Origin of the sequence: Mesorhizobium vachelliae (assembly GCF_033977325.1) — a bacterium.
Taxonomy (GTDB): Bacteria; Pseudomonadota; Alphaproteobacteria; order Rhizobiales; family Rhizobiaceae; genus Mesorhizobium; species Mesorhizobium vachelliae.
The window spans coordinates 1-15,372 of record NZ_JAVIIR010000020.1 but is presented as its reverse complement, the minus strand read 5'-3'; the positions used below and the strand labels follow the sequence as shown (position 1 = coordinate 15,372).

Below are 15,372 nucleotides of genomic sequence, written 5' to 3'. Positions count from 1 at the left end.
ACGGGCCGCGTAGTGGGGGGCGGCGATGCCTGCCGGGCCATTGGCTGGGTGGCGGCAGGTGACGAAGAGGCCGTCGTACTTGGATGCATCCGGAAGAGTAGCGGCGGCGGCATTGGTGGGGTGACCATGAAACGTCTTCTCCTTTTCAATGATGACGTGGTGCGGATGACACCGCATTTACTGTGCCAACGAGAAACCGTTTTAACTCAATTCGATGCTTGTACTCTGGTAGTCGCATTTCCAACATTGTCGGACATTGGACAGTGTCAAACGCCAAGCGCTTGCGGGCTCGATCCGCCGTCAAGAATCATGGACGCGGCAGTCTCAGCCTTCGTTTCGAACGTCTTCGTGCTCGAGGCCACCCGGGCGCTGGCCCGCACGCCTGGCCGAGGGCGAAAAGTCCCGGACCCAGCCGCTGCACCTTGACACCCTCGTCGCCGACCGGCAGGCCCTGCAGCGTCGCCTCGGCGCTATCTCGTCTCGGGTCAACGAAGCTTGCCGCGACAGCTCGCCGACAGCCCGGTTTGGCTCATCAGCGGGGCCGGGCAAAGAGCGGCGTCACGATCCTCACACTCACAGCGATGTTTAGGCAACCGGTCGCAGATCGCGCACCGGGCGGCATAGACGAGTCAAGTGGGCGGTCCCGGAATTAGGTGGTTAACCAGTTCCGGCTGTTCCTGCATGCCGGCGCCTACTGGCTTATGTGGGGCCCGCGCGCCGCGATGCCGAAACGAGCTTTGCCGTCGCCCAATTCGACACGTTGCGATTGCGCCTCATCAAGATCGCCGCGCGCGTGGTCGAGATGAAGACGCAAATCCGCCTGCACCTGCCGACATCCTGCCCGGACCAGCGCATCCTGCGCATCGTCCTCAGTCGCATCCCGCAACTCGCGACATAAACGATGGCGCGCAGACGCCCCGAAACGAACCCGCTGACCGCAACCCGCAAACCCCCGCCTGCCATCACCGAAGGATCAACCCCGGCGCCCGACGAGGCTTGTCAAAACGTACCGCAACGGCGACCAGAGCGCCGCCTCAGGCCGTCGAAAGCTCACCGCCGTGCATCAAGCGAGCTAACTGCTGACCAGAGCACGAGGTCTGCGCATTGTCCGATATAGCTGCAAGACTTTGGGCTACCACGTGCGCAGTTCTGCCAAATCGGCAGCTGTCTGCAGTGACTCAGCATCCCAAAGCGTGTGGCCGAGACTAGTCGGGCCGGCTTCCACGTGAGGCGCGCCCGCTGGCCAGAAGGGGCGATCTCGCGCACCAATAACGAACGTTATCAAAGTCTGCGACGGCTGCTTCAGTCGCGAAGCGGCTGGGAAACAAATGCGGCCCTCCGCTCTGGCTCGCCCTGAATTTTTTGCGGCAGGACCCGTAAGTCTCTCGACAGCTAACCCTGTTAACAAACCGATTTGTTGAACGGGCAAGATTTGTTGAACGGGCAAGTCGTCGAAGCGGCGCTTGAGTCGATCGAACGCCTGCAATGAATACCTGGCTGGTATCGATGAACAGAAGAAACGCTACTTCAACGCTATTCTCAGACGGCCTCGCGACAGACTTAACAAGCCGGTCAGAAATTCTGGAAATGTTCGAATAATCTGCGAACTCGGAAACAGGAGCATACATGGAATCCCACAATAGCGGATGGTTCAATACCGAGGGTTGGATGCGCGAATACGCTGCCCTGCAAGAGCGGCAGCGGACGGAACAGCCACACGGCACGTCTGAGGATCACAGTGGTTTCGAGCAGCACCTAAGCCAATTGCAACTCGGTTCCTCTGATACGAGCTCCGCTGAGGCCAGTTCGCCAGACAGCCCAGCCGCAGAGGTCCATAGAAGGAGTCTCCACACTGACAATCGCGCTATGACACGGAACCTGCGGGATGATCGGTTCGGCAACGCGCGCCACAGCCTAGACCAGCCTCGCGCTCACTTTGACAGCTCCCCTGCAGAGGTGTCGCAGTCTGGGTTACATGACAGGTTGTTCAGTAGCACGCGCTACACTGCCTCGTTTGAACCGCTGGCTGCGCCCACTAGGGATGACAAAAGCCGCGGTTTGTGGTCGCGTTTCAAATCAGAGATCGGAAAAACCTTCGGAAGCAAAAAGTCGTCGGGCGGTTCGGGGTCGAAATTTGTCCCTACAGAGCTTCGCATGGATTTCGCCAAACGCAGTCGCTCTTCCGCCAGCGGGGACATGTATCCCCAAGACGAGCGCCTCATCGAACTGTTTAAGGAAACAGTGCAAGCGTACGAAGTTGTTCCCGACGGCACCATCGGCCGAGGGGCCGGAAAGGTTCCCGCTCCGACCATCAAGGACAATAAGGCGGCTCTTGCGAGTTTTGCTCGTTGGCTGCGAGAAGAGAACAAGAAGCCGATGGCTCCTCGGCTTCTTAACGAGCCAAGGTCGCTGGCCAATGACGTCGATGAGTACATCGCACTCGGAATGGACCATCGTGACCGCCTCAGGTCGGCAATGTCTCATCTCCGGAGGCTTTCGCCTGACGGCCAAGTAATCCAATCAGCTGGCACTGGGCCCCGCCTGATGGGGCGCCAGTCAGCGAATCCTCATCCCGACGACGCTCTCATCATCGATGGCCTACTCAAACAAGAGCTAAGCAAGCTGGGGCCCCGTCCAACTCGCAAAGAGAGCAACCCCGCCTCAGCCATGGCTTCCAAGCAACGGAGGTTTAGCGATTGGCTCCAAAGGGAGGCCAGGGAGAGCATCGTGAGCCGAATCAACGGCACCGATCAGCAGCAAAAGTCGTTGAAAGCAGATTTAAAGGACTTCAGCAAAGCCACAGGACAGCAAGGCGCTCGACTGGATCAGATTCGGCAGTACCTAGGGGCTGAGAGTCAATCGACCAAGCTTCATCCGTATCCAGATGACGCCAGCGTCATCGATGGCCTGGCCAAGGAGCAAGTGAGCAAGCTCGGAAACGACTCGACTCGCCAGCAGAGACAAGCAGTCGCGAAAATTGCTTGGGAGCTACGCAGGTTTAGTGATTGGCTCCAAAAGGAGGGTAGGGGGAGCATAGCGAGCCGGATCAACGGCAGCGATCAGCAGCAACGTTCATTGAAAGCAGATCACAAGGAGTTCGACAAGACCAAGGCACAAACCGCCGTAAGTCTCGAACGGTTTCGGCAGTACGCAAGCGATGGGACCACGACCGGGATCCAATCGATCAGCAGGTATCATCCGTATCCCGACGACGCCCGCATCATCGAAGGGTTTGCCAACGAGGAGCTGATGAGGCTCGGGTCGGACGCCACCGCCCGACAAAAAAACGTGATCGGAAATATTGCTAGCGCGCAACGCGGGTTTAGTGATTGGCTCCAAAAGGAGGGTAGGGGGAGCATAGTGAACCGTATCAACGGCAGCGATCAGCAGAAGCGATCGTTGAAAGCCGATTTCAAGACTTACACCAACGCTAAAGGACAAAGCACCGTGAGTCTCACAAGGCTCGGGCAATACTTACAAGTCGTCGAGGCGAACGCTGCGCTGGGGTTGTCCCTTGAGCAGGCAAGCGGGCGGGAACCTGCCGGTTCGCAAACCGACAGTTACGATCAGTCGCAGCTTTGGCGTGATGCGGACGAGGCAGGAGGCCAGGGGCCTGCCGGGTGGGACCGTCCCTGGTCGGGGCTGTCGTCGCATTCGGACGAACGCGCCGCATCGCAAGTGGAAAGTTACGATCAGTCGCGGCTTTGGCTCGACGTGGACCAAGCCGCGGGCCAGGGACCAGCAGGATGGACCTCTTCCTGGTCATCGCAGGAGGTGGACCACGCTGGGCGGGGGAGAAGCGCCGCCTCCCAGGAAAGCTATGATCAGTCGCAGCTTTGGCAGGAGGTGGACCAAGCCGGATGGCAGAGACCTGCCGGTTGGACCTCTTCCTGGTCATCGCAGGAGGTGGACCACGCTGGGCGGGGGGAAAGCGCCGCCTCCCAGGAAAGCTATGATCAGTCGCAGCTTTGGCAGGAGGTGGGCCAAGCCGGATGGCAGAGACCTGCCGGTTGGGACCGCCCCTGGTCAGGGCCGTCGTCGCAGTCGGATCAGGATATGGGGCCAACTCAGCCGTCCGCGTCAGCTCGGTCATCAGATATCTACCGCGGTCTTGAGTCCCTGGTCGATTTGCCGTCCACACCGGCCGAGTTGCGTGATGATGCTCACTACGAGCCGTTTCTGGGTACAGCCTCCGATGCTCAGGTTGGGGCGCTCAATCCGCAAGCCTCGTCTCACCGCAGCGGACGGGCGCTCGGCGCCAGGGAATGGCTCGGCGATGTGCATATCCAGGGAGATTACGAACTGCTGGCGCAGGAGCTGCAGAGGGACAATCCAGATCTCGCCGTCCGAACGCGGCTCGTCGATCCCCTGGTAGCTCATTACCATCTGCGCCTGGGCTCCGACAGCGTCGTGCTCAGGGCTTTCCAGCGCATCGTCTATGATCACAATGGCAACGATACAGCCGACTTCCTGTTCCTGCCTGTCAACGATGCCAGCGCTACGGATCCTGACCGCCGCGGCACCCACTGGTCACTACTGCTGGTTGACCGACGCGAGCGGGCAAGGCCGGTTGCGTATCATTACGACTCCGCCCGGGGGCACAACGACCAGCCCGCAGCACTGCTCGCACAACGGCTGGGAGCCCGCGTGGAGACAGTCCGCATGACCCAGCAGCGCAATGGCTATGATTGCGGGGTCTTCGTGCTCGACGGCACGCGGGCGCTGGTCAGGCGATTGGCGCAAAGGCGGCGGCCAGCCATGCTGCACCTCGACAATCTTGTCGTCGATCGGCAGGCACTGCAAAACCGACTACGGGGCTGATGTAGGATCTGCTGGCAGATTGAGGCTAGTGGATTGAATCTAACACTTGGTGCCCACGTTTGACGGCGGCGATGATTTTGTCGGGGTCGGCGGTCCAGGTGCAGGGTTTGGGTTGTCGATTGTGCTCTGCGAGGAAGCGGTTGATGGGCGCCTGCAGGTCGATGACAGAATGAAAGACGCCTCGCTTGAGGCGTCGCTTCGACAGCTTGGCGAAGAAGCCCTCGACAGCGTTGAGCCAGGAGCAAGACGTGGGGGTGAAGTGGAAGGTGAAGCGCTGATGGCGGTTGAGCCAGGCACGCACCTTAAGGGGGACTGTCAGGAATTCTGTGCGCGAGGCCGGTTTCGTCACTGGCTGACGAACCTCGCCGAACACGACGGCGAACTGGGTCTTGGCCTCGAACCACTCGCGCGGCGGTCGTTTCCATCCCTCGGCCGCGTGGTTGAGCACCAGATATAGCAGCTTCATGGCTGCGTCGTCATTGGGAAAGTGGCCGCGCGTTCGAACGGCGCGGCGCAGCTTGGAGTTCAATGCCTCGATAGCATTGGTCGTGTAGATGATGCGGCGTTCGCTCTCGGGATAGGCGAAGAATGGCACGACGTGCTCCCAGTTGCGTCGCCAGCTCTGTGTGATCGCCGGATACCGCTGCCCCCAGTCGCCGGCCTCGAAGCCCTCCAGGGCCTTCATGCCGGCTTCCGCGTCCGCGGCCCTGTAGATTGCCCTGAGCGCCGGCACGACGGCCTTGCGGTCCTTCCACGACACGAACTCGAGCGAATGGCGGATCAGATGCACGATACAGGTCTGGACTCGTCTGCGGAAAGACGGCGCCGATCGCCTCGGGGAAGCCCTTGAGGCCGTCGACGACGGCGATCAGGATGTCTGCGACGCCACGGTTCTTCAGCTCGTTCATGACGCGCAGCCAGAACTTGGCGGCCTTCGGTCTGCTCGATCCAGATGCCGAGGATCTCCTTGGCGCCGTCGGGCAGGATGCCGAGGGCGATGTAGATCGCCTTGTTGCGAACGAACCCTTCGTCCCTGATCTTGACCCGGATCGCGTCGAAGAAGACCAGCGGATAGCAGATCTCCGGTGGCCGGTTCTGCCACTCGGCCACTTCCTCTAGGACCGCATCGGTGACAGCCGAGATCAGGTCCGGCGAGACGTCGATGCCGTAGAGCTCTTCCAGATGGCCGCGGATCTCGCGCACGCTCATGCCGCGCGCATACATCGAAACGATCTTGGCGTCGAAGTCGGGGAAGCGGCGCTGATATCTGGCGATCAGCTTCGGATCGAAGCTTCCCGCACGGTCGCGCGGGATCGACAGCGTCATCTTCGACGTGCCCGTCAAGACTGTCTTCTTCGAATGGCCGTTGCGGCGATTGGCGCCGCCCTCGGAGCGTTCATCTTCGAGGCGCTCGTCGAGTTCGGCGTTCAGTATCCGCTCCGACAGCGCCTTCTTCAGGTCGTCGAGCAACCCGTCCCCCCGATCAGGTCCGCGCCGGCATGAGCGCAGCGTCGATACGGCGGTGCATCAGCGAGACCATTGAAAACAAATCCTCGGCATCCTCCTTCGACATCTGCCAGTGAATTTTTGCGCTGTGCGCAGTGGTATTGCGGAACATGCTGAAAGTCCCCTTCACCAGGTGCTCGCTCCTCTCGCTATCGGTCACGAGCGTGTTGATCGCCAACATCGGCATGTCGGACAGCATGGAAGTAGTTGTCTGCAAGCAGTTCCTCCCGGCAGAACATCAACACATCAGGATGCACCGCGGATAGTCAACTCGGCCCTCAGCTCGCGCACGCCGCGTCGCTTCTGATAAGGTTTGGGTTGCCTCGACGGAGCCCAGTTTTCCGGATGCCGCGACGGCCAATCCTGCAAATGCCAAAGCTCGGTTCAGGTTAAGGCGCATCGGCTCGAATCGTTCGGCCTCTCGCGCGAAACGCTCCGGTTTCATGGCCTTGCGGATGAACGCTATGATATAGGTGCGGGCACCACGCTTGTTCTGGTCGTTGGCAAAGGCATTGTACGATCTGTGTCGCTTGGTCATTGGGGAAACGGTATCGGCGATCTTGACCGTGGCCAGCAGATGTCCGATTTCCGAGCCGGTCAGGCCGTCGGCGGTCTCGCCTAATGCGTCAGCGATTGCTTGCAGCTGTGATTGCGTGAATGTCTTCATAGGCGTTCCCCCTCGGCCACCTCGAATTATTGACGTTGCCGCCGGTTGCGCCTATTTATCGCCTCGGAGGCTTTGTAAGCGGAAACGCGAGCATTGCCTTTTTTATGCCGGTTTCAGCCCGGTAGGACGCAAGTCCTGAATGTGCTTGAACCCCCATATTTTTTCACCCCCTCCGTCTAACGGCTGAATCGGAGTCGTTTCACGCGGCTCACCAGTGGCGATAGTTCACCACGAGCGTCCGCTGTCATGCCTTTGAGCCGGAGTCCCCAACTGATGTTGCAGGCAAGCTGGATGAATGGTTCCGAACCAATGAGAACCTCGAAGGATTATGGTTTCTTCACGGTCGATGTGCCGAAATTCTGGGGGCCGCCGGAGACCATCTAATGGGCGCCGGCTGAGGCATAGATAAGATTGCTATAGCTCACTTTTCCCGCTATCATGAGTTATAGAAAGGCGCTCTATAGCTCATGGTATGGAATTGGCAGCAGGCCGACTGGCCGCATTTTACCTACGACAAGATGGCATTGGACCCGCTGGAAAGCGAGTTCCTATTGCGATCGGGCGAGTTCCTGGGCGTGTTTCGCCATGTTGGCCCCGATGACCGCGACCAGATCCGCATCGATCTAATCAGTGAAGAGGCCTTGAAGACATCCGAGATCGAGGGTGAGTATCTCAACCGGGAAAGCCTGCAATCATCCTTGCGGCAGCAGCTGGGGCTCGGAGGCGAGAATAGGCGCGTCCCGCCCGCCGAGCGGGGCATCGCCGAAATGATGGCCGACGTGTATCTGCATTTTGCCAACCCGCTCTCGCATCGCACGCTCTATGCCTGGCACAAGATGGTGATGTCAGGCGAGCGGCGCATCGAGACGATCGGCAACTATCGCCAGCATGCCGATGCCATGCAGATCGTCTCTAACCGGCTGGACAAACCCAAAGTGCATTTCGAGGCGCCGCCCTCATCGCGCGTGAAAGCCGAGATGGACGCCTTCACCATCTGGTTCAACGATACCGCGCTCAAGGGCAAGACTCCGCTTCCCGCGCTGACGCGCGCCGGTATCGCGCACCTTTATTTCGAGAGCATCCATCCGTTCGAAGACGGCAACGGCCGCATAGGACGTGCCCTTTGCGAAAAAGCGCTGGCGCAAAATCTGGGCGAGCCGAGCCTCATCGCGCTGGCCTACACGCTCGAGCGTCGCCGCAAGGCCTATTACGATCATTTGGAGGCCAGCAACAAAAACAACGCGATCACCGATTGGCTGATCTACTTCGCCAGCACAATCCTAGAAGCGCAGCGCGTAACGCTCGCCCGCGTCGAATTCTCCGTTGCCAAGGCCAAGTTCTACGAGCACCACCGGGGGCAGTTCAACGAACGCCAGGAAAAAGCCGTCGCCCGGATGTTCCGGGAAGGTATCGCCAGTTTCAAGGGCGGCCTCAGCGCGGAGAATTATATCGCCATCACCCAGGCGTCGCGCGCCACGGCGACAAGGGACCTGCACGATCTGGTTGCCAAGGGTGCGCTGACAAGAACCGGTGAACTCCGACACACACGTTACGTGCTGAATATTCGTGACGATCGTGCGTAGATCCCATCAGCGGATGACTAAGTCTGTACCACCGCGCGGCGGTCGAGCGACTGCGACAGCACGGCCACCGTGACGGCCAGAAGCGCGAGCGCGGCGCCCACCAGCGGCAGGTTCGCGTAGGATATGCCGAAGGAAATGGCGAGGCCGCCGATCCAGGCGCCGCCGGCATTGCCGACATTGAAGGCGCCCTGGTTGAGCGTGGCGGCAAGGTTTGGCCCTTCGGCGGCCTCCTCGACGACGCGGATCTGCAGCGGCGGCACGACGATGAAGATCAGCATGCCCCACAGGAAGACGATCGCCACGGCCACGCTCGCGATGGCGCCGAACTCGGTGAAGACGGCGAACAGCAGGGCCATGGCGAGCAGCGTGGTGATCACAGTCGGCATCAGCTTCCAGTCCGCCAGCCTGCCGCCGATGATGTTGCCGATGGTCATGCCGGCGCCGAACAAGAGCAACACCCAGGTCACGGTCGCCGTCGACAGGCCGGACACGTCGGTGAGATAGGGCTTGATGTAAGTGAAGACCGCGAACAAGCTGGCGGAGGCGAGCGAGGCGATCAGCATCGCCAGCCAGACCTGCAGCTTGCCGAGCACGCGCAATTCGCCGAGCAGACCGCCACCGCTAGGCTCGGCGACATCCGACGGCACCAGCCAGGCGATGGCCGCGACCGAGACGAGGCCGATGCCGACGACGGCGAGGAAGGTGTCGCGCCAGCCGAAGGCTTCGCCCAGCGCCGTGCCGGCGGGAACGCCCAGGATGTTGGACAGCGTCAGGCCGGCGAACATCAGCGCAATCGCGCTCGCCCGTTTGTTGCGCGGCACGAGGCTCGCTGCAACGACGGAGCCGATGCCGAAGAAGGCGCCGTGGCCGAAGGCGGTGAAGACCCGCGCCGCCATCAACAGCCAATAGTTCGGAGCGATGGCGCAGAAGAAGTTGCCGATAACGAAGAGGGTGGCGAGGCCGATGAGCACTGGTTTGCGCGGCAGGCGGGCGGTCGCCATGGCCACGATCGGCGCGCCGAAGACGACGCCCAGCGCATAGCCGGTGACCAGAAGGCCAGCCGAAGGGATCGAGACGCCAAGGTCGGCCGCGACCTCCGGCAGCAGGCCCATAATGACGAATTCGGTGGTGCCGATGCAGAAGGATGCTATGGCAAGCGCTAGGATTGGCAGCGGCATGGGACGTCCCTGCTAAAACGGTCCAAGACCGAGATTGTCTGGACGGCCGCGATGCACGAGCTCCACCATAGCAACACTGGAATCAGAAGAAGGAGGGCGGCCCTTTTTCGAACACAGGCCGGGCTGTTGAGGCGGGCGGCGTCTGAGCGACGGTCGTCAACAGGACTATTCTGGCTCGGGCGACCTGACGTTTCTCTCTCATGGGCAACTGTGGAGGAAACGAAAACATGATCAGCTGCCGATGCCGATTGCCTCCGCGCAAGTTGAGGAAATCTTGGCGAGAACTCCGGCGGCTTTTTTTCGCCACTAGCCGTTGGCCACGGCCTCACATGCCTGCGCCCGCGAGCACGGTTCGGTGTGGAAATCATATCTGTTCTTGCTGTTCGCCGGGGACCCCCCGGTGAACACAGGATGACGAGGTTGGCTGACCTGGCGACTCTAAACATTACAGCGCTGCGCTCCAGTCTGGAGCTCAATGCCCCTGATGCTGCAAGCAAGCGCTATGCCACCTTGGGATCTTGTCCCTGTCTCAGGCTCCCCGAGCTATAGGCGTTGAACGAGAAAGCATCGTGCCCTGCTCGCAGAGTCGCCTCGACAAGGCTATGGTTCTTGTTATCGAGCGCAGCGGTTTCCACCGACTTGCCGTGCTCTCTTGCCAATGGCCGGCACGCGGCTGAGCGATCTCATACGCATCGCATGTCTGCGCCATATGCTGGTCTCTGATGCCATACTGCCTTGGGATTTCGGTCATCGGTTTCGACCAGACCAGATCGTGAGCTCGGCCCGCGTCATTCTCAGCACGTATCTTCCTTCTCGTATCAATCGCCAGCAACGTGAGCCAGCCTCTCGGCAATTTAGACGCGCTTGGCCTTACCTCCGCCTAAATGAAGATTTCGTGGATGCGCTCGGGCCGCGCCATTCATCAAAACGGAACGAATATCCGCCCTAATTTTTCTTACCCCAGGTAGCCGGGAAAGGACTTCCCGATGGATCTCTTCGTAGCCCCGGATGTCCTTTACGCAGACAGTCAGCCGCGGTTTCAGTGGGATCGAGCCGCGGTGAGAAAACCGCTGTGCAGGGTTGACCCACGCTTTCTATTCGAACCAAACTGCCGATGACAGTATGTTCGCGCTTTCCAGCCGACCACCTCCCTTTGAAGTTGCGCGAACCATCCGGCCATGGCGAGTGATGGCCGCAGCAGCCAAGGGACAAAGCAGGGGTTGAGCGTTCACCAGCCGGTATCCGGCATTTGATTTTCCTCCTGGCAATCCAGGGGGCTTGCGATTTCTCGTTTTTGCTGCGCCTATCCCCAAGTCAGAATGTTAACTGGCTTGGGCAAACCAACGCTGCAACCGATACAAAGGAAAAATGGATGGCAACTGGCACGGTAAAGTGGTTCAACAGCACGAAGGGCTTCGGCTTCATCCAACCCGATGCGGGCGGCCCGGACGTTTTTGTCCACATTTCCGCTGTGGAGCGATCGGGTCTTTCGACTCTCGCTGACGGCCAAAAGGTTAATTACGAGATCGAGCAGGACCGCCGCACCGGGAAATCCTCGGCCGGCAATCTCAGCAAAGTAAAGTGAGCTGACGGCTTCTTGCGCATGGCGCAACAGCTGCCCGACGGCGAGCCTCTACCGACCGCCGCAGATGAAATCGCGCGTGAACATGAAATCGACGGAAGCCTCGCGCAAATTGTTGCAGGCCGGGGAACGCAGTGCAAAAGGCGGGAGTCTCCCCGCCTTTCCAAGTCAGCGCGCCGGAACAACACTCAGGCCGCGCCGTTTTTGCGGGCCCTCTTTGCCGGCGCGGCCTGTTCGGCCCGATCAGGCTTTCGACCCAGGCCCAGGGTCTTGGCTAAAGCAGAGCGAGCTGCGGCATAATTCGGGGCAACCATCGGGTAGTCTGCCGGCAGGCCCCACTTTGCGCGGTATTCGTCGGGCGTAAGGCCATAGTGGGTTGAGAGATGGCGCTTCAGCGACTTGAACTTTTTTCCGTCCTCCAAGCTAATGATATAGTCGGGCGTGACCGATTTCTTGATGGGAACGGCAGGCTTGAGGTCCTCAGGCTTAGGGACCGGGTCGCCGATCGTGCCTTTTAAGGCGGCATGAACCTGGTCGATCAGGCCAGGAAGGTCGCTCACCGGGACCGGATTGTTCGAGACGTAGGCCGATACGACGTCGGCGGTAAGCTCGATGAGGGCATCACTATTGCTCTCGATTTCTTCTGTCACGGAACGCTCCTGATTTTGATGGCTTCTGCAAAAATCAGCTTGATTAATGAAGGCAGCCACACAACGCAATGAAAGGTTGCGTTCCAGCCCTCTCCATACGGTCTTCTCAAAGCGGCGCGCGCAACACGCGCGTGAATAGACGCATCTCCACCGCCCAAAACTTCCAGTAGAATGATCGATTCGTCGCAAAGGCGCTTTGGTGATGGATGGACAGGTATTTCCAGCAGAACGGTTCAGTTTTGGCTTTGAAGCAGCAGTCGAAATTACTCGGTTCGGCATTGTAATGCCCTGATCCTGCCACTCTCCATAGGCAAGTGCGCCGAAGGGAGAAATCTCCAACTAAACGTGTTCACGAACAGAAAAGGGCTCGCCCAATGAGCAGGGTGGCGCGCGCGGACGCAGCTTCAGTTTCGTCGGCGACGTTCGCGCCGCTGGAGAGCCCCACCTTTCGCGCGATCTGGCTTGCCGCACAGCTGTCCGGTCTGGGCTGGCTGTTTCAGACGGTTGCGGTCAGCTGGCTGATGGCGACCATCTCGACCTCGGATGTGATGGTCGCCCTGGTGCAGACCTCCACGACGCTTCCAGTGTTCATTCTATCGATCTTCGCCGGAGCCATTGCCGACAATTTCAGTCGCCGCCATGTCATGGCCATCGGCTGGTGCGTGATAGCATTGTCGTCGATCATGCTGACCGCTGTTGTGGCGCTGGGATTTTACAATCCTTGGATGATCCTCGCCTTCAGCTGCCTGGCTGGATGCGGCGCTGCCTTCACTGATCCGGCCTGGCATGCTTCCGTCGGAGACATCCTGCGAAAGCGCGAAGTTCCGGCCGCGGTCACGCTGATCTCGGTCGGATACAACGCCATGCGAAGCATCGGTCCGGCGCTCGGCGGCGTCGTTGTCGCCTCCTTCGGACCCCTAGCCGCCTTCGCCGCAGCGACACTGACCTATCTGGCGATGCTGTGGGCCATAGGACTCTACAAATGGAGCGGTCGCGCTTCGCCTCTTCCCCGTGAGCCATTGAGCACGGCCATTCATGACGGGGCCCGCTTCACGGCGCTGTCGGGAGAGATCAAGGCGGCGATCGCGCGTGGATTCCTTTTCGGTCTGACGAGCATCTCGATCCTGGCGCTGCTGCCACTGGTTGCCCGGGACCAGCTCGGGGGAGGGCCGATCGCTTATGGTGTCCTGATGGCTGGATTTGGCGCCGGCGCCTTGTGCGCGGGCATTTCCAACAACGCGCTGAGACGGTCGCTGTCGCAAGAGCGTCTGACGACGCTCGCCTGTATTGCCTGCGCCGCCTGCTGCCTGGCGCTTGCCTTCACGCCTTCGCTGGTGGTGGCGGCGATTGCCTTGACGCTGGGCGGCGCGGGTTGGGTCGTCACCTGGACGGGACTTGACGTCAGCGTGCAATTGTCGAGCCCGCGCTGGGTCGTTGGCCGCACGCTCTCGATCTACTCGGCCCTCTCGTCGGGAGGTGTCGCGGTCGGCAGCTGGATTTGGGGCGTGGTGGCCGAAAACCATTCCCTGACGCTGGCGCTCGAGGCCTCTGCGGGCGCTCTCTTGTTGGTTGCCGCCACCGGACTGCTGCTCCCGATCCGCCAGTGGAAAGAGGCCGACCAGGATTCGCTTGGCTTCGAAACGCCGGCGCTCGCCCTCGACTTGAAGTCGAGAAGCGGCCCGATCGTGGTTAAGATCGAGTACTCCATACCGGAAGCCAACGTCGAAACCTTCCTCGACCAGATGCAGGAACGCCGCCGGGTGCAGAGCCGCGCCGGCGCCCGGCACTGGAATCTCCAGCGCGACCTCCAGGAACCCTTGCATTGGACGGAGACGTTCCGCACGCCGACTTGGATGGACTACCTTCGCCTCAACCACCGGCTGACCGCGGAGGACAGGGAACTGGATCGGTCTCTCCTCGAACTGCATGCGGGAGAGCTTCCGCCTCGCACGCGGCTTGCGATCGAGCGGCCGACCGGAGCGCCGCGCAGGCGGGAGCAGTCGGGGAGCTTCTTTTTCCGACGGTGATCTCGTCTCGATTTGGTAATCGCCAACTGCTCCAAGCGCAGGCATCATGATGGTGGCAAAGGCCGCCGGCGAAGTTCGATGGAGATAGAGCGCGGCTGGGGGATCGCTATCCACAGCTCTACATGCCGAACAGGGGTGCCAACGACGCGCACGCTGCGGTCCCGCCGAAGCGCCGCCGGGCGCTCCGCCTTGCTGTCGTCATGTCGCTCAAGTTTTAGACAGATCAGCGAATCACAACGGGCAGACCAGTCAATCGGCTGTCCAATCAATTCAATTCTGCGGGAATGTTCAGCTGGCGTGGCTGCTGGCGTTCCAAGCAGCTGGATTCCGTGTGCCTTACGGTCGCAGCCGGTCTAACGTACTCGCGTCGGCCATACCGTTCGCACGTCAGTTCAGCCGGCCATTGTCCCTTGGTCAAAAGCAACGGTTTGCTCCGGCGGCTCTCAGATTCTGCTCAGCTCTCATAGCGCGTCAGTTTGTTGTCAGGTCAGCCAAGCTACGTTCCGCCTCAAGCGAGCAATGGTTGTTAGGTGAGTGATGTTGATTGCGACCTCCCGACTGCGAGCGAAAGGTATTCGAGCGTCGGCCCGGCCAAGGGCCTGCTCGATTTACCGATCGGACAAGGTGCTTCCTTCAGAGCTCCCGGGTTCGGTGCCTAGGCGCGCTTTGGGGTTCCTGAGCGGCGATCATGTTGGCTCGCCTGTCGTTGCTCCACACACTTTAGGCGATGCGTTGTTGCCTGGATCGGAGACGAAACATGACCAACATCGGCCGGACGGGAAGATCGCGCATCGGAGACACTCCAGCCGGTGGCGCCCCGGACGGCAGGTCCCGCGCCGCATCAGGTCACGCCGCGGCAGAAGGTGGAAACGCGTTCAACTCGATTGTCGAGCGGACGCACCGCGAGCCGCAGGCTAGCGAAGCTTCCTCCAGCCGCGTCGCAGGTGATGATACCCCGCAGGACCGGTCCGCGCGCGTCCCCGTTGGTCAACCACGACTTTTCGCTTCCGCATTGCGCGGAACGGGCATGACGCGGCGCCGTTTTCCTTTGGCGCCAGAAGGTGAAGCAAGCGAGGAAGAAAGCGCTTTGCGTTCTGACGGTGAGCCGGGACGCGGTGATCATGCAAGCGAAAGTTCTTACGCTCCGGTCCTGTCGCATCGACAAACCACGTCCGACGATGGCGCAGAAACCAACATCCGTCTTGGAAGCGAGCAGCGGTCTCATGGGGAAGGACGGCAACCGGGCCCTTCGCGTTCCGATGCCGGATCGCGGCGCAGAGATGGCGTCACCGAAAGCTCACACACCTCCGCCCCGTCGCATGGTCGAAACCCATCCGGCGTGGAGGCCAGGCCGCCAC

The 15,372-nt window shown here is 60.6% G+C and carries 9 protein-coding genes and 3 pseudogenes; 5 read left to right on the top strand and 7 right to left on the bottom strand.

Annotated features, from left to right (window positions below; all coding sequences use genetic code 11):
- Window positions 1-659: 659 nt before the first annotated feature.
- Window positions 660-898 (top strand): annotated as a pseudogene (locus RFM41_RS30075) (transposase); the annotation flags it as partial.
- A gap of 1,256 nt (window positions 899-2,154) precedes the next feature.
- Window positions 2,155-4,821 carry a Ulp1 family isopeptidase gene (locus tag RFM41_RS30070; protein ID WP_320252950.1) on the top strand — a complete coding sequence of 889 codons (2,667 nt, stop codon included), beginning with the start codon at window positions 2,155-2,157 and terminating at the stop codon, window positions 4,819-4,821.
- 25 nt (window positions 4,822-4,846) lie between these two features.
- Here RFM41_RS30070 and RFM41_RS30065 read toward each other — a convergent pair.
- The 4 genes and pseudogenes from RFM41_RS30065 to RFM41_RS30050 all read right to left on the bottom strand — a co-directional run.
- Window positions 4,847-5,125: pseudogene (locus tag RFM41_RS30065) on the bottom strand (IS630 family transposase); the annotation flags it as partial.
- A 57-nt stretch (window positions 5,126-5,182) separates the two neighbouring features.
- Window positions 5,183-6,297: pseudogene (locus tag RFM41_RS30060) on the bottom strand (IS256 family transposase); the annotation flags it as partial.
- Between the two features lie 7 nt (window positions 6,298-6,304).
- The gene (locus tag RFM41_RS30055; RefSeq protein WP_320217790.1) at window positions 6,305-6,544 is read right to left on the bottom strand and encodes a TIGR02391 family protein; all 240 of its coding nucleotides are present in this window, start codon (window positions 6,542-6,544) and stop codon (window positions 6,305-6,307) included.
- 21 nt (window positions 6,545-6,565) lie between these two features.
- Complete coding sequence (locus tag RFM41_RS30050) at window positions 6,566-6,994, bottom strand: hypothetical protein (protein ID WP_320217791.1); 429 nt, start codon at window positions 6,992-6,994, stop codon at window positions 6,566-6,568.
- A gap of 467 nt (window positions 6,995-7,461) precedes the next feature.
- Here RFM41_RS30050 and RFM41_RS30045 point away from each other — a divergent pair, with 467 nt between their 5' ends.
- Window positions 7,462-8,577, top strand: a complete 1,116-nt coding sequence (locus RFM41_RS30045) for a Fic family protein (protein ID WP_320252951.1) — start codon at window positions 7,462-7,464, stop codon at window positions 8,575-8,577.
- Between the two features lie 17 nt (window positions 8,578-8,594).
- Here RFM41_RS30045 and RFM41_RS30040 read toward each other — a convergent pair whose 3' ends face one another.
- Window positions 8,595-9,755: an MFS transporter gene (locus RFM41_RS30040; protein ID WP_320217793.1), complete on the bottom strand. Its 1,161-nt coding sequence runs from the start codon at window positions 9,753-9,755 to the stop codon at window positions 8,595-8,597.
- Window positions 9,756-11,127: 1,372 nt separating this feature from the next.
- On the opposite strand from RFM41_RS30040, the gene RFM41_RS30035 reads away from it, so the two are divergent.
- Entirely contained in the window at window positions 11,128-11,340 is a 213-nt protein-coding gene (locus RFM41_RS30035) for a cold-shock protein (RefSeq protein ID WP_112101617.1), read from the top strand.
- 185 nt (window positions 11,341-11,525) lie between these two features.
- Here the strand turns inward: RFM41_RS30035 and RFM41_RS30030 are convergent, their stop codons facing one another.
- On the bottom strand, window positions 11,526-11,987 hold the full coding sequence (locus RFM41_RS30030; protein ID WP_320252952.1) for a Ros/MucR family transcriptional regulator: 462 nt from the start codon (window positions 11,985-11,987) through the stop codon (window positions 11,526-11,528).
- Between the two features lie 374 nt (window positions 11,988-12,361).
- On the opposite strand from RFM41_RS30030, the gene RFM41_RS30025 reads away from it, so the two are divergent.
- Window positions 12,362-14,014 carry an MFS transporter gene (locus RFM41_RS30025; protein ID WP_320252958.1) on the top strand — a complete coding sequence of 551 codons (1,653 nt, stop codon included), beginning with the start codon at window positions 12,362-12,364 and terminating at the stop codon, window positions 14,012-14,014.
- A gap of 841 nt (window positions 14,015-14,855) precedes the next feature.
- Here the strand turns inward: RFM41_RS30025 and RFM41_RS30020 are convergent.
- Entirely contained in the window at window positions 14,856-15,137 is a 282-nt protein-coding gene (locus tag RFM41_RS30020) for a hypothetical protein (protein WP_320252953.1), read from the bottom strand.
- Window positions 15,138-15,372: the final 235 nt, after the last annotated feature.

Bases quoted from the DNA above. Each gene is read 5' to 3' on its own strand.
- RFM41_RS30070 (WP_320252950.1), top strand. From the start codon at position 2,155: ATGGATTTCGCCAAACGCAGTCGCTCTTCCGCCAGCGGGGACATGTAT.
- RFM41_RS30050 (WP_320217791.1), bottom strand. From the start codon at position 6,994: ATGAAGACATTCACGCAATCACAGCTGCAAGCAATCGCTGACGCATTA.
- RFM41_RS30045 (WP_320252951.1), top strand. From the start codon at position 7,462: ATGGTATGGAATTGGCAGCAGGCCGACTGGCCGCATTTTACCTACGAC.
- RFM41_RS30040 (WP_320217793.1), bottom strand. From the start codon at position 9,755: ATGCCGCTGCCAATCCTAGCGCTTGCCATAGCATCCTTCTGCATCGGC.
- RFM41_RS30035 (WP_112101617.1), top strand. From the start codon at position 11,128: ATGGCAACTGGCACGGTAAAGTGGTTCAACAGCACGAAGGGCTTCGGC.
- RFM41_RS30025 (WP_320252958.1), top strand. From the start codon at position 12,362: ATGAGCAGGGTGGCGCGCGCGGACGCAGCTTCAGTTTCGTCGGCGACG.
- RFM41_RS30020 (WP_320252953.1), bottom strand. From the start codon at position 15,137: ATGATCACCGCGTCCCGGCTCACCGTCAGAACGCAAAGCGCTTTCTTC.